The organism is Micromonospora peucetia, from assembly GCF_900091625.1.
In the GTDB taxonomy this organism is placed as follows: domain Bacteria; phylum Actinomycetota; class Actinomycetes; order Mycobacteriales; family Micromonosporaceae; genus Micromonospora; species Micromonospora peucetia.
In genome coordinates this window covers 6,223,542-6,244,136 of the sequence record NZ_FMIC01000002.1, presented here as the reverse complement: position 1 = coordinate 6,244,136, position 20,595 = coordinate 6,223,542, and the positions used below count along the sequence as shown (strand labels likewise).

The following is a 20,595-nucleotide window of genomic DNA, read 5'->3' as shown; positions in this document are numbered from 1 at the left end:
AACCGATGGCGAACGAAGCCAAACTCCGCGAGTACCTCAAGCGCGTCACCGCTGATCTGCACGAGACCAGCGAACGCCTGAGGGCCGTCGATGAGCAGAACCACGAGCCCATCGCGATCGTGGGGATGAGCTGTCGCTACCCGGGCGGGGTGCACACCCCGGAGGCGCTGTGGCGACTGGTCGAGTCCGGCAGCGACGCCGTCACGCTGTTCCCGACCGACCGGGGCTGGGACGTGGAGAACCTCTACGACCCCGACCCGGACGCGCCCGGTCGGTCGTACACCCGCGAGGGTGGCTTCCTGCACGACGCCGGTGAGTTCGACGGGGCGTTCTTCGGCATCTCTCCCCGGGAGGCCCTGGCGATGGACCCGCAGCAGCGCCTGCTGCTGGAGGTGGCCTGGGAGGCCGTCGAGCGGGCCGGCATCGCCGCCGACTCGCTCAAGGGCAGCCAGACCGGTGTCTTCACCGGCGTGATGTACCACGACTACGTGTCCCGGCTGAACGGCGTGCCGGACGAGGTCGAGGCGTTCGTCGGCACCGGCAACCACGGCAGCGTCGTCTCCGGCCGGATCGCGTACACGTTCGGGTTCGAGGGCCCGGCGGTGACCGTCGACACCGCCTGCTCCTCCTCACTGGTGGCCCTGCACCTGGCCGCGCAGGCGCTGCGCTCCGGCGAGTGCACCCTCGCGCTGGCCGGCGGCGTCACCGTGATGGCCAGTCCCGACACGTTCATCGGCTTCAGCCGTCAGCGCGGCCTCTCCCCGGACGGACGGTGCAAGTCCTTCGCGGCAGCCGCGGACGGCACCGGCTGGAGCGAGGGTGCCGGGCTGCTGCTGCTGGAACGGCTCTCCGACGCCCAGCGCAACGGACACCAGGTGCTCGCCGTGGTGCGCGGCACCGCCGTCAACCAGGACGGCGCCTCCAACGGCCTCACCGCGCCGCACGGCCCGTCGCAACAGCGGGTGATCCGTCAGGCACTGGCAAACGCCCGGCTCTCCCCGGCCGACGTGGACGCGGTGGAGGCCCACGGCACCGGAACCCGACTCGGCGACCCCATCGAGGCGCAGGCGCTGCTCGCCACCTACGGCCGGGACCGGCCCGCCGACCAGCCCCTGTGGCTCGGCTCGATCAAGTCCAACCTCGGGCACACCCAGGCCGCGGCCGGGGTCGCCGGCGTGATCAAGATGGTCATGGCGATGCGGCACGGCGTCCTGCCGAGGACCCTGCACGTCGACGAGCCGTCCCCGCACGTCGACTGGTCGGCCGGCGCCGTGAGCCTGCTCCGCGAGCCGCGCCCGTGGCCGCGCGGATCCCGGCCGATGCGGGCCGGCATCTCCTCCTTCGGCGTCAGTGGCACCAACGCCCACGTCATCGTCGAGGCCGCCGCGCCCGCCCCGCAGCCGGCCGCCGACACCGTCGCCGGGCCCGACCCGCTGCCGTGGGTCGTCTCCGCGCGCAGTGCGGCCGGCCTCACCGCCCAGGCGGACCGGCTGCGCTCCTGGCTGGCCGACCACCCCGACGCCGCGCCCGCCACGGTGGGCCGGGCCCTGGCCGCCGGAAGGTCCACCCTGGAACACCGGGCCGTGGTGCTCGGAGCCGACCGGGACGAACTGGTCGCCGGGCTCGGCGCGCTGGCCGACGGCATACCGGCGGCGTCCGTGCGGCGCGGGGTCGCCAGCCCCACCCGCGTCGCGGTCCTCTGCACCGGCCAGGGCGCCCAGCGGGCCGGGATGGGCCGGCGGTTGTACGCCGCGTTCCCGGTCTTCGCCGCGGCCTTCGACGCCGCCCGCGCGGAACTGGACCGGCACCTCGACCGGCCCCTGAACGAGGTGCTCGACGGTCCCGCCGACGTGCTCGACCGCACCGGCTACGCCCAGGCGGCGCTGTTCGCCGTCGAGGTGGCGGCGTACCGGCTCGTCGAGTCCTGGGGCGTCGTGCCGGACTTCGTGACCGGGCACTCGGTCGGTGAGGTGGCCGCCGCGCACGTCGCCGGCGTGCTGTCGCTGCCGGACGCCGCCCGTCTGGTCGTCGCCCGGGGCACCCTGATGCAGGCGCTGCCAACCGGTGGCGCGATGGTGTCCATCCGCGCCACCGAGGCGGAGGTGCGCCGACACCTGGCCGCCGCCGAGGCGGCCGGCGCCGAACTGGCCGTCGTGAACGGCCCGGAGTCCGTCGTCCTCTCCGGCGACGAGGACGCGGTGTTGGCGGTCGCCGGGCACTTCTCGGCCCTCGGTCGGAACACGAAGCGGCTGCGGGTCAGCCACGCGTTCCACTCCGCCCGGATGGATCCGATGCTCGACGCGTTCGCCGACGTGCTCGGGCAGTTGACCTTCGCCGCGCCCCGGATCCCCGTGGTCTCCACCGTGACCGGCGCGGTGCTCAGCCCGGACGAGGTCCGCTCCCCGGCGTACTGGCTGCGTAACGTCCGCGACACGGTCCGCTTCGACGCGGCCGTGGCCACCCTGCGGGAGCTCGGGGTGGGCGCGTACGTCGAGGTGGGCCCGGGCGGGGTGCTCTCCGCGCTGACCCAGGAGATCGTCGGGTCGGAGCAGGCGGTGTGCGCCCCGGTGCTGCGCGCCGACTCCGACGAGGCGGCGACCGCGCTGGCCGCCGCGGGCACCGTCTGGACCCGGGGTGTCCCGGTGAACTGGACCGCCCTGTTCGCCGGCCCGCCCGTGCCGGTCGACCTGCCGACGTACGCGTTCCAGCGCCAGCGCCACTGGCTGCTGCCCCTGCCGCAGGCCGCCGACGTGACCGCCGCCGGACTGACCCCGACCGGCCACCCACTGCTCGGCGCGGTGTTCCGCTCGGCCGACGGTGACGAGGTGACGCTCACCGGCCGGCTGTCGGTGGAGAGCCAGCCCTGGCTGGCCGAGCACGCCGTACGCGACGTGCTGCTCTTCCCCGGCACCGGGTTCGTGGAAATGGCGCTGCGCGCCGGCGCGGAGGTCGGCGCCGACCGGCTCGCCGAGCTGACCCTGGAGGCGCCGCTGGTGCTGCCGGAGACCGGCGGCGTCGACGTGCAGGTCGCCGCCGAACGTACCGGCGGCGAGGCCTGGCAGTTGACGGTCCACGCCCGCCGGTCCGGCACCGACGACCTGTGGGTCCGGCACGCCACCGGCCTGCTCACCCCGGAGCCGGGGGAGGGCGGGACCGCGCTGGCGGACTGGCCGCCATCCGGTGCCACCGCCCTGGACGTGTCGGAGCTGACCGGGCGGGCGGCGCAGGCCGGGTTCACCTACGGCCCGGCCTTCCAGGGGCTGCGCGCCGCCTGGCGGGTCGGCGCCGATGTGTACGCCGAGGTGGCGCTCCCCGAGCCGGCAGCCGACGAGGCCGGCGGGTACGGGTTGCACCCGGCGTTGCTCGACGCCGCCGTGCAGGCGGTCGGGCTGGGCATCGTCGACCCCGGCCAGGCTCGAATGCCGTTCTCCTGGTCGGCCGTGACGCTGTCCGCCCACGGCGCCGACACGCTGCGGGTACGGCTGACCCCCACCGCCCCGGACACGGTGACCATGCTGGTCGCGGACGCCGCCGGTGAGCCGGTCGCCCGGGTCGGGTCCCTGCTGCTGCGGCCCCTGCCGGCCGCAGAGCTGACCTCCGGCGGGTCCCCGTGGCGTCGCTCGCTGTTCCGCCTCGACTGGCCCCGGCACGCCGGCGGCGCCGGAGCGTCCGACGGCACGACCTGGGCGGTCCTCGGCGACCACCCCGTGCCGCTGTCGTCCGGCCCGGCCGCCGTCCGGCACGCCGACCTCGACGCGTTGTTCGACGCCGGGGTGCCCGACGTCGTCGTGTTCCCGGTGGCCGGTGCCACCGCGACCGGCCCCGGACCGGTCCACGACCTGCTCGCCGAGGTCCTCGCCGTGCTCCAGGGCTGGCTCGCCGCCGAGCGGCACACCGGCGGGTCCCGGCTGGTGGTGCTCACCAGCGGTGCCGTCGCCGTGGCCGACGACGCGGACGTCGTCGACCTGGCCGGCGCCGCCGTCTGGGGCCTGCTCCGGTCCGCGCAGGCCGAGCATCCGGGCCGGTTCCTGGTCGTCGACGTCGACGACCGGGAGAGTTCCGCGTCCGCCCTCGTCGGCCTACTGTCCACCGACGAGCCGCAGGCGGCGGTGCGCGACGGGGTGGTCCGGGTGCCCCGGCTCGTCGCCGCACCGGAATCCGACGCACCGGCGCCGTCGCTGGACCCGGACGGCACGGTGCTGGTCACCGGCGGCACCGGTGCCCTGGGCGCACTGCTCGCCCGCCACCTGGTCACCCGGCACGGGGTCCGCCACCTGGTGCTGACCAGCAGGCGCGGGGCCGACGCGGACGGTGCCGCCGACCTGCTCGCCGACCTCGCCGACCTGGGCGCCACCGCGAGGGTCGAGGCGTGCGACGCCGCCGACTCCGACGCCCTCGCCGCACTGCTGGACCGCGTCGATCCGGCGCACCCGCTGACCGGCGTGGTGCACACCGCCGGCGTGCTGGCCGACCGCACCCTGACCTCGCTCACCGCCGAGTCCCTCGGCGAGGTGCTCCGGCCGAAGGTGGACGCCGCCGCGCACCTGCACGAGCTGACCGCTGGCAGCGACCTCGCACTCTTCGTCACCTACTCCTCGGCGGCGGGCGTGACGGGCAGCCCCGGCCAGGCCAACTACGCGGCGGCCAACGCCTTCCTGGACGCGCTCGCCCACCGGCGACGGGCCACGGGCCTCCCGGCGCTCTCCCTGGCCTGGGGACCGTGGGTCGAGTCGGGCGGCGGCATGACCGCCGGCCTCGACCGGGCCGACACCGACCGGCTGGCCCGCGCGGGCGTCCGGCCGATCCCCCAGGCGGACGGCCTCGCGCTCTTCGACGCCGCCCTGCTCACCGGCCTGCCGGCGACGGTGCCGATGGCGCTGGACGGCCCGGCGCTGCGTGCCCAGGCCGAGGCGGGCACCCTGCCGTCGGTCCTGCGTGGCCTGGTCCGCGCGCCCCGACGCCGGGCCGCGCGGTCCGGCCCGGCGGAGACCGCCGCCCTGACCGAACGGCTGGCCGGGCTCGACCGCGAGGAGCGCGCCGCCGCCCTGCTGCGGCTCGTCCTCGACCAGGTCGCGGCGGTGCTGGGGTACGCCGACGCAGCCGCCGTCGAGGCCGGACGTCCGTTCACCGAGCTGGGCTTCGACTCGCTGACCGCCGTGGAGCTGCGCAACCGGCTGGGCGCGGTGACCGGCCTGCGTCTGCCGGCGACCCTGATCTTCGACCACCCGACCCCGCTGAGCCTGGCCGACCACCTGGACGCCGAGACCGGGACCGACGCCGGTCGACTGCCGGTCCCGGTCGCTGCCGTCGCGGCGCTCGACGAGCCGATCGCGATCGTCGGCATGAGCTGCCGCTATCCCGGCGGCGTACGCTCACCGGAGCAGTTGTGGGACCTCCTGGTGTCCGGCGGGGACGGCATCACCAGCTTCCCCGCCGACCGTGGGTGGGACGTCGGCGACCTGTACGACCCGTCCGGGGCGCGCAGGGGCAGCAGCTACGCCCGCGAGGGCGGCTTCCTGGCCGACGCCGGCGACTTCGACGCCACCCTGTTCAAGATCTCCCCGCACGAGGCCCTCGCCATGGACCCGCAGCAGCGGCTGCTGCTGGAGACCTCGTGGGAGGCGATCGAGGACGCCCGGATCGACCCGCTCGCGCTGCGGGGCCGTCCGGTCGGCGTGTTCGCCGGAATGATGTACCACAACCACGCCGCCGGTCTGGCCGACGTTCCGGAGGCCCTCGACGGCTACCTCGGCGTCGGCACGGCCAGCAGCGTGTTGTCGGGTCGGGTGTCGTACTCGTTCGGGTTCGAGGGGCCGGCGGTGACGGTGGACACGGCGTGTTCGTCGTCGTTGGTGGCGTTGCACCTGGCGGTGCAGGCGTTGCGGTCGGGGGAGTGTGAGCTGGCGCTGGCCGGCGGCGTCACCGTGATGGCGACGCCCGAGACGTTCATCGACTTCTCCCGCCAGCGGGGCATGGCCCCCGACGGCCGGTGCAAGTCGTTCTCCGAGGCCGCGGACGGCACCGGTTGGTCCGAGGGCGTGGGCGTGCTGCTGGTGCAGCGGTTGTCGGATGCGCGGCGTGCCGGGCGTCGGGTGTTGGCGGTGGTGCGTGGTACGGCGGTGAACCAGGACGGCGCGTCGAACGGGTTGACGGCGCCGAACGGTCCGTCGCAGCAGCGGGTGATCCGTCAGGCCCTCGCGAACGCCCGGCTGGGTGTCGGGGACGTCGACGTGGTGGAGGCGCACGGCACGGGCACGACGTTGGGTGATCCGATCGAGGCGCAGGCGCTGCTGGCCACGTACGGGCAGGACCGCGACGACCGTGACGCGCTGCTGTTGGGATCGGTGAAGTCGAACATCGGTCACACCCAGGCGGCTGCCGGGGTGGCCGGGATCGTCAAGATGATCCTGGCGATGCGGTACGGGACGGTGCCGGCGTCGTTGCACGTGGATGCGCCGTCGTCGCATGTGGACTGGTCGTCGGGTGCGGTCGAGTTGGTGACGCAGTCGCGGGACTGGCCGGCGGTGGAGCGGGCCCGTCGGGCCGGGGTGTCGTCGTTCGGCATCTCCGGCACGAACGCCCACGTGATCATCGAGCAGGGTGAGTCGGAGTCCGTCCCGGCATCCGGCGGGCCTGTCGGGTTGCCGATGCCGTGGGTGGTGTCGGGGCGTTCGGAGCGGGGTCTGGCGGGTCAGGCGGCGCGGTTGGCGTCGTTCGTACGCGATCGTTCGGATCTGTCGGTGGCGGACGTGTCCTGGTCGTTGGCGACGACCCGGGCGGCGTTGGAGCACCGGGCGGTGGTGTGGGGTTCGGACGTCGACGAGTTGGTGGCGGGCCTGTCGGCGGTTGCCGAGGGTCGATCGTCGGTGTCGGGTGTGGTGTCGGCGGGTCGTCGGGCGGTGCTGTTCACGGGTCAGGGTTCGCAGCGCGTCGGGATGGGTCGGGAGCTGCACGACGCGTTCCCGGTGTTCGCCTCGGCCTTCGACGAGGTGTGTGCCCAGTTCGACGGCTTGTTGCCGCGTCCTCTGGGTGAGGTGGTCTTCGCCGAGCCGGGATCCGTCGACGCCGCTCTGCTGGATCAGACGGTGTTCGCGCAGGCTGGTCTGTTTGCGGTCGAGGTGGCGTTGTGGGAGTTGCTCGCGTCGTGGGGTGTGCGGGCGGACTACCTGGCTGGTCACTCGATTGGTGAGGTGACGGCGGCGTACGTGGCGGGGATGTTGTCGCTCTCCGATGCGGGCGTCCTGGTTTCCGCGCGAGGCCGGTTGATGCAGGCGCTGCCGGCCGGTGGGGTGATGGCGGCGGTCGGTGCGGCCGAGAGTGTGGTGCGGGAGGTCATCGACGCCTCGGGTGCGGCAGTCGACGTGGCGGCGGTGAACGGCCCGGCGTCGGTGGTGGTGTCGGGTGCGGGCGGTGAGGTCGCCTCGGTGGTGGCGGTCTGCCGTGAGCGGGGGTGGCGGGTCAAGGAGCTTTCGGTCAGTCACGCGTTCCACTCGCGGTTGATGGACCCGATGCTGGACGAGTTCACGTCGGTGGTGGCGCGGCTGGACTGGCAGCCGCCGAGAATCCCGATCGTGTCGAACGTGACCGGCGCGGTCGCGGACGCCGGGGAGATCACCGACCCGGGTTACTGGGTGCGACACGTGCGGCAGCCGGTGCGGTTCGCCGACGGTGTGGCGGCGTTGCGGGATCAGGGTGTGGACACGTTCCTGGAGGTCGGTCCGGACGCGGTCCTCACCGCCATGGTGGCGGAGATCGTCGCGGATGGTGCGGTGCGGCGGATTCCGGCGTCGCGGCGGGACCAGGCGGAGACCGACGCGCTCACCTCGGCCGTCGGGCAGCTGTGGGTCGCTGGTGTCGCGGTCGACTGGGCGGCATACCACGGCCAGACCGGTGCCCGGCCGGGCGTGGTCGACCTGCCCACGTACGCCTTCGACCACCGACGCTACTGGATCAATGCGGCGACGCGGTCCTACCGGCCGACTGTCGCCGGGCGTACCACGGCCGACGAGGACTTCTGGCGGGCGATCGAAGCGGAGGACCTGGCGACTCTCGCCGAGAGCCTGGCCGTCGACGCCGACGCCCCGCTCGCGGACGTGCTGCCGGCACTGTCCACCTGGCGACGCCGCCGAGACGCCGAGACGGCCCTCGACTCCTGGCGCTACCGGGTGGCCTGGCAGCCGCTCACGGACGACCCCGCCCACGCCGAGGCGACCGATTTCCTGCTCGTTGTACCGGCCGACGCGGGCCCGGAGGCGACTGACTGGGCGGCTGCCCTCGGCGCCGCCGGCGGGCGGATCGTCGAGGTCGACGCCGCGTACGACCGGAAGCGGATCGCCCACGACCTCGTCGAGGCGTTGGCCGGCCGGGCCGGGGACACGCTGCCCGTGCTCTCCCTCCTCGCGTTCGACGGCCGGCCGCACGCCGGGGCCGGTTCCGTTCCGGCGGGCCTCGCCGGCACGGTCGCCCTCGCGCAGGCGTTCGGGGACGCCGGGATCACCGCCCGGCTCTGGATCGCCACCCGCGGCGCGGTCTCCGTCGGATCCCGGGACCGGCACGTCGATCCCGCGCAGGCGATGGCGTGGGGCTTCGGCAGCGTGCTGCGGGCCGAGCACCCGCACCGGTGGGGTGGCCTCGTCGACGTCCCCGAGCAACCGGACCAGAGCGTCGTGCGCATGCTCCGGACGCTGATCGCCGGCTCCGGCCAGGAGGACGAGGTCGCCCTGCGCCAGAACGGCGGGCACGCCCGCCGGCTGGTCCGGGCGACGTACCGGGACACCGGCGCCCCCCGTTCCTGGACGCCTCGCGGCACGGTGCTGATCACCGGTGGCACCGGGGCCCTCGGCGGGCACGTCGCCCGTGCCTTGGCCGGGGAAGGTGCCGAACACCTCCTGCTGGTCAGCCGGCGAGGTGCCGAGGCGCCGGGCGCGGTCGCCCTCGCCGAGGAACTCACCGGGATCGGCAGCCGGGTCACCCTCGCGTCCTGCGACGTGGCCGACCGGGCCGCGCTCGCGGCACTGCTCGACTCGATTCCCGACGAGCTCCCGCTGAGCGCGGTCGTGCACACCGCTGCCGCCCTCGACGACAACGTGGTCGACGCGGTGAGCGTCGACCAGTTGGCCACCGCCCTGCGGGCAAAGGTCGACGCCGCGCGCAACCTGGACGAACTGACCCGGGGCGCGGACCTGTCCGCCTTCGTCCTCTTCTCCTCCCTCGCCGGTCTCATCGGCGCCGCAGGGCAGGCCACCTACGCCCCGGGCAACGCCTTCCTCGACGCCCTGGCGCAGCATCGTCGCGCGGAAGGGCTGCCGGCGACCTCGCTCGCCTGGGGCCTGTGGGCCGACGGCGGAGTGAGCGCCGGTGAGTTCGAGCAGCGGCTGAGCCGTACCGGCTTCGGCGCGATGGCACCGGAGACGGCCGTCCGCGCCCTCGCCCGCGCGCTGGACCGCGACGAGACGTACCTCGTGGTGGCCGACATCGACTGGGCCCGGGTGGCCGCCGCCGGCGGTCGGCGCCCCGACCCGCTGGTCCGGGACCTTCTGGCCGAGGCCGGAGTGGCGGGAGCCGCCAACGCGCCCGTGCCGGCGGCCGACCTGCGCCTTCACCTATCGGGAATGTCCGGTACGGAGCAGCTGCGCGCCCTTCGTGAACTCGTCCGCGCCGAGGTCGCCGCCGTGCTGGGCCACGAATCCGCCGGACTGGTGGCACCGGAACGGGCGTTCCAGGACCTCGGCTTCACGTCGCTGGCAGCGGTTGAGCTGCGCAATCGGCTCGACGCGGCCACCGGTCTCACGTTGCCGAGCACGCTCGCCTTCGACTATCCGAACTCGACGGCCCTCGCCGGGCACATCCACGCGGAGCTGTCCGGTGGGCAGGCGCCTGCCGCTTCCGCCTCCGTCGCCGGCCCCGTCGTGGGCGACGACCCGATCGTCGTCGTCGGCATGGGCTGCCGTTTCCCCTCCGGCGCCGAGTCTCCGGAAGGGCTCTGGGAGCTGCTGACGGCCGGAGTCGACGCGATGTCGGACTTCCCGACCAACCGGCACTGGGACCTGGAATCGCTGGCCGGAACCGACTCCTACGTCTTGCGGGGAGCATTCCTGGCCGACGCGGGTGGCTTCGACGCCGAGTTCTTCGGCATCTCGCCACGCGAGGCCCTCGCCATGGACCCGCAGCAGCGGCTGCTGCTGGAGGTCTCCTGGGAGGCGTTCGAGGACGCCCGGATCGAACCCCTCGCGCTGCGCGGCAGCCGGGTCGGGGTGTTCGCCGGCACGAACGGCCAGGACTACGAGACCGTCGTGCGTCAGGCCGGCGAGTCGCTCGCCGGGTTCGGCGCGACCGGCGCCTCGGCGAGCGTGTTGTCGGGTCGGGTGGCGTACTCGTTCGGGTTCGAGGGGCCGGCGGTGACGGTGGACACGGCGTGTTCGTCGTCGTTGGTGGCGTTGCACCTGGCGGTGCAGGCGTTGCGGTCGGGGGAGTGTGACCTGGCGCTGGCCGGCGGCGTCACCGTGATGGCCACCCCGGGCGCCTTCATCGAGTTCTCCCGCCAGGGCGGGCTGTCGGCGGACGGCCGCTGCAAGGCGTTCGCCGAGTCGGCGGACGGCACCGCGTGGGGCGAGGGCGTCGGCGTCCTCGTCGTGCAGCGGCTGTCGGACGCGCGGCGCGACGGGCGACGGGTCCTCGCGGTGGTGCGCGGTACGGCGGTGAACCAGGACGGCGCGTCGAACGGGTTGACGGCGCCGAACGGTCCGTCGCAGCAGCGGGTGATCCGGCAGGCCCTTGCGAGTGCGGGTCTGTCGATGTCCGACGTGGACGTGGTCGAGGCGCACGGTACGGGTACGACGCTGGGCGACCCGATCGAGGCGCAGGCTCTGCTGGCGACGTATGGGCAGGGTCGGGATGTGCCGTTGTTGTTGGGGTCGGTGAAGTCGAACATCGGTCACACGCAGGCGGCTGCCGGGGTGGCGGGCATCATCAAGATGATCTTGGCGATGCGGCATGGTGTGGTGCCGGCGACCCTGCACGTGGACGCGCCGTCGTCGCATGTGGACTGGTCGTCGGGTGCGGTGGAGCTGGTGACCGAGTCCCGGCAGTGGCCGGGTGTGGGTCGTGCGCGGCGGGCGGGTGTGTCGTCGTTCGGCATCTCGGGGACCAACGCCCACGTCATCATCGAGCAGCCGGAGCCCGAGGCCGTCCCCGAGGTCGCGGCGGAGCCGGAGTCCGCCACGGCGTCGTCCGGGGGCGCGGTCGTGGGGTTGCCGGTGCCGTGGGTGGTGTCGGGCCGTTCGGAGCGTGCTTTGTCGGGTCAGGCCGGGCGGTTGGCGTCGTTCGTGCGGGACCGGTCCGATCTCGCGGTGGCGGATGTGTCGTGGTCGTTGGTGACGACGCGTGCGGCGTTGGAGCACCGTGCGGTGGTGTGGGGTTCGTCGGCGGACGAGCTGGTTGCGGGCCTGTCGGCGGTGTCCGAGGGCCGGTTGTCGGATGTGGTGTCGGCGGGTCGTCGGGCGGTGTTGTTCACGGGTCAGGGTTCGCAGCGCGCGGGCATGGGCCGGGAGCTGTACGAGGCATTCCCGGTCTTCGCGTCGTCCTTCGACACGGTGTGCGTCCAGTTCGATGGGCATCTGCCGGGTGGGTTGCGGGAGATCGTGTTCGCCGAGGCGGGCAGTGCCGAGGCGGCTCTGTTGGATCAGACGGTCTTTGCCCAGGCTGGTCTGTTCGCGGTGGAGGTGGCGTTGTGGGAGCTGTTGTCGTCGTGGGGTGTGCGGGCGGACTTCCTGGCGGGTCACTCGATCGGTGAGGTGACGGCGGCGTACGTGGCGGGGATGCTGTCCCTCGCCGATGCGTGTGTCCTGGTGGCGGCGCGAGGTCGGTTGATGCAGGCGTTGCCCGCCGGTGGCGTGATGGCGGCGGTCGGCGCGTCGGAGGAGGCTGTCGCCGAACTGGTCGGCGTGACCGGTGCGGCGGTGGATGTGGCGGCGGTGAACGGGCCGGCGTCGGTGGTGGTGTCGGGTGCCGCCGATGCGGTGGCGTCGCTGGTGGCGTCCTGCCGTGAGCGGGGTTGGCGGGTCAAGGAGCTGTCGGTCAGTCACGCGTTCCATTCGCGGTTGATGGAGCCGATGCTCGACGAGTTCGCGTCGGTGGTGGCGGGGCTGGACTGGCGGGTGCCGCGCGTGCCGATCGTGTCGAACGTGACCGGCGCGGTGGCGGAGCCGCTGGAGCTGGTTGATCCGGAGTACTGGGTGCGGCATGTGCGGCAGGCGGTGCGTTTCGCCGACGGGGTGGCGGCTCTGCGGGAGCAGGGTGTCGACACGTTCCTGGAGGTGGGTCCGGACGCGACGTTGACGGCGATGGTGGCGGAGATCGCCGGGGATGCGGGGGTGCGGCGTGTGGCGGCCTCGCGGCGGGATCAGCCGGAGGTCGAGACGCTGACGTCTGCGGTGGGACAGTTGTGGGTGGCGGGTGTGCCGGTGGACTGGGCGGCGTACCACGGTCAGACCGGTGCCCGGCCGCGCGTGGTAGAGCTGCCCACGTACGCCTTCGCGCACACCTGGTATTGGCCGGAGGCCGCGCCCGCGGCCCGCCGGGACGCGCACGACGACGCCCTCGACGGGCGGTTCTGGGCGGCCGTGGAGTCCGGCGACCCCGACCTGGTCGGCGGCGAACTGGGCATCGGCGCGGACGAGCCGTTCAGCGCGGTCCTGCCGAAGCTCGCGCAGTGGCGGCGGGCCGCCCAGCAGCGGTCGGTCGTGGATTCCTGGCGGTACCGGGTGGTGTGGCGTCGCCAGGACGCGGCCGGGGACGAGAACCTGACCGGTGTCTGGTTGGTGCTGATGCTCCCCGGCCAGGAGGACCACCCGTTGCTCGCCGGGCTGGCGGAGCGGGGCGCCGAGGTGGTCCCGGTGGTGCTGGACGTGCTGGAGCGGGACGAGATCGCGCGCCGGCTGGCCGGCGTGGCGGAGAACCGGGAGCCGGTCGCCGGACTGATCTCGCTGATGTCGTTGGCCGGGGCGGGCGTCGTGGAGGCGCTGGCCGTGGCGCAGGCGCTGGCGGTCACCGAGGTCCAGGGGCGGCTGTGGTGGCTGACCCGGGGAGCGGTCTCCGTGGACGGCTCCGAGCCCCTGACCGACCTGACCGCGGGTGCTGCGGTGTGGGGTTTGGGTCGGGTGGTGGGTTTGGAGTTGCCGTTGCGGTGGGGTGGGTTGGTGGATTTGCCGGTGTTGTTGGGTGGGGGTGTGTGGGGTTGGTTGTGTGGGGTGTTGTCGGGTGGTGGTGAGGATCAGGTGGCGTTGCGGTTGTCGGGTGTGTTTGTGCGGCGGTTGGTGCGTGGGGTTTCTTCCAGGGTGGCTGGTGTTGGTGCTGGTTTTCGGTTGTCGGGGACGGTGTTGGTGACGGGTGGTACGGGGGCGTTGGGTGCGCGGGTGGCGTTGTGGGCGGTGGGTGTGGGTGCGGAGCATGTGGTGTTGGTGAGTCGGCGGGGTGGGGGTGCGTCGGGTGTGGGGGATTTGGTGGGGCGGTTGGAGGGGTTGGGGGTGCGGGTGTCGGTGGTGGCGTGTGATGTGTCGGATCGGGGTGCGGTGGCGGGGTTGTTGGGGGATTTGGTGGGGCGTGGTGAGCGGTTGCGGGGGGTGGTGCATGCGGCGGGTGTGGTGCAGTTGAGTCCGTTGGGTGAGGTGGGTGTGGGTGAGGTGGAGGAGGTGTTGCGGGCGAAGGTTGGTGGTGCGGTGGTGTTGGATGAGTTGACGGCTGGTTTGGATTTGGATGCGTTTGTGGTGTTTTCGTCGATTGCGGGGGTGTGGGGGTCGGCGGGTCAGGTGGGGTATGCGGCGGCGAATGCGTTTTTGGATGGGTTGGTGGTGTCGCGGCGGGGTCGTGGGTTGGTGGGGACGTCGGTGGCGTGGGGTCCGTGGGCTGAGGCGGGTATGGCGGTGGGGGTGGCGGGGGAGCAGTTGAGTCGGCGGGGGTTGCCGGGGATGGTGCCGGAGTTGGCGGTGGTGGCGTTGCAGCGGGCGTTGGATGAGGGTGTGGGTGAGGTGGTGGTGGCGGATGTGCGGTGGGATCGGTTTGTGTCGTCGTTCACGGCGTTGCGTCCGAGTCGGTTGTTCGTCGAGATCCCCGAAGCACAGTCGGCGATCGAGGCAGCGGCCCGCACCGAGCCTGGCCCCACCGACCAGGCCTTCGCACTCCGCGAGCGGCTCACGGCCCTGACGCCGCCGGAGGTCGAGGCGTCGCTTCTGGACCTCGTACGATCCCAGGTGGCAGCGGTGCTCGGGCACGCCACCGTGGAGGCGGTGCCACCGGACCGGGCGTTCCAGCGCCTCGGCTTCGACTCGCTCACCGCCGTCGAACTGCGTAACCGGCTGACCGCCGAGACGGGTCTCGCACTGCCCTCCACCCTCGTCTTCGACCACCCGACGCCGGCCGCCCTCGTCGCCTTCATCCGGGCGACCGTGCTCGGCGCCCCGGGTGACGCGCCGGCCGACCGCAGGACCACCGCCGTGGACGACGACCCGATCGTGATCGTCGGAATGGGCTGTCGCCTTCCGGGTGGCGTCGGAACGCCGGACGAGCTGTGGCAACTGCTCTCCACGGGACGCGATGGCATCTCCGACTTCCCCCTCGACCGGGGCTGGGACAGCTTCCTCAGCAGTGGCCTGTCCGACACGTCCTTCGCCCGCAGGGGTGGCTTCGTCTACGACGCCGCCGAGTTCGACGCCGAGTTCTTCGGCATCTCGCCGCGCGAGGCGCTGGCGATGGACCCGCAGCAGCGGCTGCTGCTGGAGACGTCGTGGGAGGCCGTCGAGTCGGCGGGCATCGATCCGACCAGTCTGAAGGGCGGCGCGGTCGGTGTCTTCGCCGGCGCCAGCTTCCAGGGGTACGCCAGCGGGTCGGTGGGCCGGGCCCAGGAGGTCGGCGGCCACCTGCTCACCGGCAACGCGACAAGCGTGCTGTCGGGTCGGGTGTCGTACTCGTTCGGGTTCGAGGGGCCGGCGGTGACGGTGGACACGGCGTGTTCGTCGTCGTTGGTGGCGTTGCACCTGGCGGCGCAGGCGTTGCGGTCGGGGGAGTGCGACCTGGCCCTCGCGGGCGGTGTCTGCGTCATGGCGTCCCCGGCCACCTTCGCCGAATTCTCGATCCAGGGCGGGTTGTCGGCCGACGGCCGGTGCAAGTCGTTCTCCGAGGCCGCGGACGGCACCGGTTGGTCCGAGGGCGTGGGCGTGCTGCTGGTGCAGCGGTTGTCGGATGCGCGGCGTGCCGGGCGTCGGGTGTTGGCGGTGGTGCGTGGTACGGCGGTGAACCAGGACGGCGCGTCGAACGGGTTGACGGCGCCGAATGGTCCGTCGCAGCAGCGGGTGATCCGACAGGCCCTCGCGTCGGCGGGGCTTTCGGCCAGGGACGTGGACGTCGTCGAGGCGCACGGCACCGGCACCAGGCTTGGCGACCCGATCGAGGCGCAGGCGTTGCTGGCGACGTACGGGCAGGGCCGTGGCGACGCTGCGCCCCTGCTCCTCGGTTCGGTGAAGTCGAACATCGGTCACACCCAGGCGGCTGCCGGGGTGGCGGGCATCATCAAGATGATCCTGTCGATGTGGCATGGGACGGTGCCGGCGTCGCTGCACGTGGGCGAGCCGTCATCGCATGTGGACTGGTCGTCCGGTGCTCTGGAACTGGTGACCGAGGCGTGTGAGTGGCCGGCGGTGGGGCGTCCGCGTCGGGCGGGGGTGTCGTCGTTCGGCATCTCCGGCACCAATGCGCACGTGATCCTGGAGCAGCCGGAGCCAGCGCTCGATGCGGTGCCGACGGCACAGTCGGTGGTGGCGGCGGGTGAGCCTGAGCCCGCCGCCGCACTTGTGGCCAAGGAGTTCGTCCCGGCGTCCGTGGGGGGCGCGACCGTGGCGTTGTCGGTGCCGTGGGTGGTGTCGGCGCGTTCGGAGCGGGGCCTGACGGGTCAGGCGACCCGGTTGGCGTCGTTCGTGCGGGACCGGCCTGACGTGTCGCCGGTGGAGGTGTCGTGGTCGTTGGCCACGAGCCGGGCGGCGTTGGAGCACCGGGCGGTGGCGTGGGGCTCGGATGTGGACGAGTTGGTGGCGGGGTTGTCGGCGGTTGCCGAGGGTCGGTCGTCGGTGTCGGGTGTGGTGTCGGCGGGTCGTCGGGCGGTGTTGTTCACCGGTCAGGGTTCGCAGCGTGCTGGCATGGGGCGTGAGTTGTACGACGTGTTCCCGGTGTTCGCCTCCGCGTTGGACGAGGTGTGCGGGCGGTTCGACGGCTTGTTGCCAGGTGCGTTGCGTGACGTGATGTTCGCCGAGCCTGGCTCGCCTGAAGCGGAACTGTTGGATCAGACGGTGTTTGCGCAGGCGGGGTTGTTCGCGGTGGAGGTGGCGTTGTGGGAGTTGCTCGTCTCGTGGGGTGTGCGGGCGGACTTCCTGGCGGGTCATTCGATCGGTGAGGTGACCGCTGCCTACGTGGCGGGGACGTTGTCGCTGGCGGATGCGTGTGTGTTGGTGGCGGCGCGGGGTCGCCTGATGCAGTCGCTTCCCGGCGGCGGCGTGATGGCGGCGGTCGGTGCGGCCGAGGGTGTGGTGCGGGAGGTCATCGACGCGTCGGGTGCGGGTGTGGACGTCGCGGCGGTGAACGGGCCGGCGTCGGTGGTGGTGTCGGGTGCCGCTGGCGAGGTGGCCGTGGTAGTCGAGGTGTGCCGTGAGCGGGGGTGGCGGGTCAAGGAGTTGTCGGTCAGTCACGCGTTCCACTCGCGGTTGATGGACCCGATGCTGGACGAGTTCCGGTCGGTGGTGGCGGGGCTGGACTGGCGGGTGCCGAGGGTTGCGGTGGTGTCGAATGTGACGGGTGCGGTGGCGGACCCGTTGGAGTTGGTGGATCCGGAATACTGGGTGCGGCACGTGCGGCAGCCGGTGCGCTTCGCCGATGGTGTGTTGGCTCTGCGGGAGCAGGGTGTGGACACGTTCCTGGAGGTCGGCCCGGACGCGGTCCTCACCGCCATGGCCGCCGAGGCGGAATCCGCCGACGACGTGCGGTACGTCGCCGCGCTGCGCCGCAACCAGCCTGACGTCACCGCCCTGACCACCGCCGTCGGGCAGCTCTGGGCTGCCGGTGTGCCAGTTGACTGGGCGGCGTACCACGGCCAGAACGGTGCCCGGCCGCGCGTGGTCGAGCTGCCCACCTACGCCTTCGACAGGCAGCGCTACTGGCTGGAGGATCCTCAGCCGGGCTCGGCTCCGGAGAGCGTCCACGCCCCGTCCGACGAGCGGTTCTGGGCGGCGGTCGAGGCCGGGGACCTCGGTGTGCTGGGCGACGAGTTGGCGGTGGGCCCGGACGAGTCGTCGACGGCGCTGCTGCCCAGGCTCGCCCGGTGGCGGCGGGCGACGCAGCAGCGGGCCGCCGTCGACTCCTGGCGGTACCAGGCGACGTGGCGTAAGGCCGTGGTGCCGGATTCCGCGACGTTGGCGGGGACCTGGCTGCTGCTGATGGCGCCGGGGCAGGAGAACCACCCGGTGGCCGCGGAGCTGGCGGCCCGGGCCGACCGGGCGATCCCGGTGCTGGTCCCGACCGGCGCGGACCGGCACGTGGTGGCGCAACTGCTACGGGAGGCGATGGGAACCGACGGCCGGGACGCCGACCTGGTGTCCCTGCTGTCCCTGGCTGATCCGCGGGAGCCGGCCCCGGTTCCGGCGGTCGCCGAGGTGTCGACGGCGTTGGCTGTGGCGCAGGCGCTGACCGATGTCGGTGGGGCGGGTCGGCTGTGGTGGTTGACGCGTGGGGCGGTGTCGGTCGGCGGTTCTGACGTGCTGTCCGATGTCGCGGGTGCTGCGGTGTGGGGTTTGGGTCGGGTGGTGGGTTTGGAGTTGCCGTTGCGGTGGGGTGGGTTGGTGGATTTGCCGGTGTTGTTGGGTGGGGGTGTGTGGGGTTGGTTGTGTGGGGTGTTGTCGGGTGGTGGTGAGGATCAGGTGGCGTTGCGGTTGTCGGGTGTGTTTGTGCGGCGGTTGGTGCGTGGGGTTTCTTCCAGGGTGGCTGGTGCTGGTGCTGGTGCTGGTGTTGGTTCTGGTTTTCGGTTGTCGGGGACGGTGTTGGTGACGGGTGGTACGGGGGCGTTGGGTGCGCGGGTGGCGTTGTGGGCGGTGGGTGTGGGTGCGGAGCATGTGGTGTTGGTGAGTCGGCGGGGTGGGGGTGCGTCGGGTGTGGGGGATTTGGTGGGGCGGTTGGAGGGGTTGGGGGTGCGGGTGTCGGTGGTGGCGTGTGATGTGTCGGATCGGGGTGCGGTGGCGGGGTTGTTGGGGGATTTGGTGGGGCGTGGTGAGCGGTTGCGGGGGGTGGTGCATGCGGCGGGTGTGGTGCAGTTGAGTCCGTTGGGTGAGGTGGGTGTGGGTGAGGTGGAGGAGGTGTTGCGGGCGAAGGTTGGTGGTGCGGTGGTGTTGGATGAGTTGACGGCTGGTTTGGATTTGGATGCGTTTGTGGTGTTTTCGTCGATTGCGGGGGTGTGGGGGTCGGCGGGTCAGGTGGGGTATGCGGCGGCGAATGCGTTTTTGGATGGGTTGGTGGTGTCGCGGCGGGGTCGTGGGTTGGTGGGGACGTCGGTGGCGTGGGGTCCGTGGGCTGAGGCGGGTATGGCGGTGGGGGTGGCGGGGGAGCAGTTGAGTCGGCGGGGGTTGCCGGGGATGGTGCCGGAGTTGGCGGTGGTGGCGTTGCAGCGGGCGTTGGATGAGGGTGTGGGTGAGGTGGTGGTGGCGGATGTGCGGTGGGATCGGTTTGTGTCGTCGTTCACGGCGTTGCGTCCGAGTCGGTTGTTCGTCGAGATCCCCGAAGCACAGTCGGCGCAGGGCGAGCAGACGCCGAGCGGCGAAGACCGTGGCACGGCGTCGGCGCTGCGGGAGCGGCTGGCCGCCGCCTCCGAGTCGGAGCGCGACCGCATCCTGCTCGACCTGGTCCGCGGCACCGCGGCGGCGGTGCTGGGGCACGCCACGCCGAGCGGCATCAGACCCGCCCGTGGCTTCCTCGAACTGGGCTTCGACTCCCTCACCGCCGTCGAGTTGCGCAACCGGTTGACCGCCGAGACGGGGATCGGGCTGCCCGCCACCCTCGTCTTCGACCATCCCACGCCGAACGCGCTCGCCGGCCACCTGCGGACCGAGCTGGCGCCAGAGCAGCCGGCCCTGCCGATCGTGGCGGAGATCGAGCGCCTCGACGAACTCCTCGGCGGGCTGCCGGGCGACCAGGTCGACGAGGCGGTCATCGGCCGGCTGGAGGACCTGGTGGCCAGGTGGCGGGGACGACCCGCCACCACACCGATGCCGGCGGCCGGGGAGGAGTTGGAGTCGGCGAGCCGGGACGAACTCTTCGACATCATCCAGCGGGAGTTCGGCAAGTCCTGACCGTACGGCAGGCGGCGGGGCACCGCGACCTGGCCGACATCGGCCAGGTCGCCGCCCCAGCTAGGGGTCCGTGGAGCCTGTTAGGGGTGTGCCTGTGCGGGCCCGGCTCCATAGGGTCGGAGCCGTCAGGCCGTATCGCCCTGCCCGCCGGCAGCCGAACGGTACGGATGTGGGTGCGTGCGGTGCCCCGGATGGACGGGAGGTCCGCATGGCCGGATCCGGCCTGCCTCAGTTGCTCGCCATCAGTGACCTGCACGTGGTCCACGCGGAGAACAAGGCCATCGTCGAACGGCTGCGGCCGGAGCGGGACGGCGACTGGCTCATCGTCGCCGGTGACGTCGGAGAGTTCGCCAGCGACATCGAGTGGGCCCTGGGACTGCTCAGCCGCCGCTTCGCCAAGGTGATCTGGGCTCCCGGCAACCACGAGCTCTGGACTCCCCGCGAGGACCCGGTGCAACTGCGGGGCGACGCGCGTTACCAGCACCTGGTGGAGCTGTGTCGTGGTCTCGGGGTGGTCACCCCGGAGGATCCGTACCCGGTCTGGGACCCGCAGGGAGACGACCCGGTCCTGATCGCTTCGCTGTTCCTGCTCTACGACTACACCTTCCGGCCAGCCGGGACGTACACCCGGGAGCAGGCCCTGGCGCGGGCCCACGAGGTCGGTGTGGTCTGTACCGACGAGATCCTGCTGCATCCGGACCCGTACCCGACGCGGGACGCCTGGTGCCGGGCGCGGCTGGCCCTGACCGAGCGCCGGCTCACCGCGGAACGGGGCGGGCTCCCCACCGTTCTGATCAACCACTTCCCGCTGGTCCGTGAGCCCACCCGGATCCTCCGGTACCCGGAGTTCGCGCAATGGTGCGGCACCGAGGCCACCGCGGACTGGCACGTCCGTTTCGACGCCCGCGTCGCCGTCTACGGCCACCTGCACATCCCGCGCACCACCTGGTACGACGGGGTTCGGTTCGAGGAGGTCTCGGTGGGCTACCCACGGGAGTGGCGTCGCCGGTCGACGCCTCCGGGACAGCTGCGCCGCATCCTGCCGGCGACCGCCGGCCAGCCCGCCTGACCGTCCGTCGCGATGCCGGTCGCAGGTCCCTTCCCGGGCCCGCCGCGGCGGCCCTTGCGGGCCGGCCGATCAGGGGTTCTCTAGGGGTTGGGCACGACATTGGCGCTCAGTACCGTCCAGTCACGGTGGCGGGCATGTGTCGGCAGGACG

General features: G+C 72.7%; 2 protein-coding genes. Both read left to right on the top strand.

Annotated elements, in window-relative coordinates; all coding sequences use genetic code 11:
* Positions 1–5 precede the first annotated feature (5 nt).
* Positions 6–19,376 carry a type I polyketide synthase gene (locus tag GA0070608_RS27505; protein WP_091631581.1) on the top strand — a complete coding sequence of 6,457 codons (19,371 nt, stop codon included), beginning with the start codon at positions 6–8 and terminating at the stop codon, positions 19,374–19,376.
* A 208-nt stretch (positions 19,377–19,584) separates the two neighbouring features.
* The gene (locus GA0070608_RS27500; protein WP_091631576.1) at positions 19,585–20,445 is read left to right on the top strand and encodes a metallophosphoesterase family protein; all 861 of its coding nucleotides are present in this window, start codon (positions 19,585–19,587) and stop codon (positions 20,443–20,445) included.
* Positions 20,446–20,595: the final 150 nt, after the last annotated feature.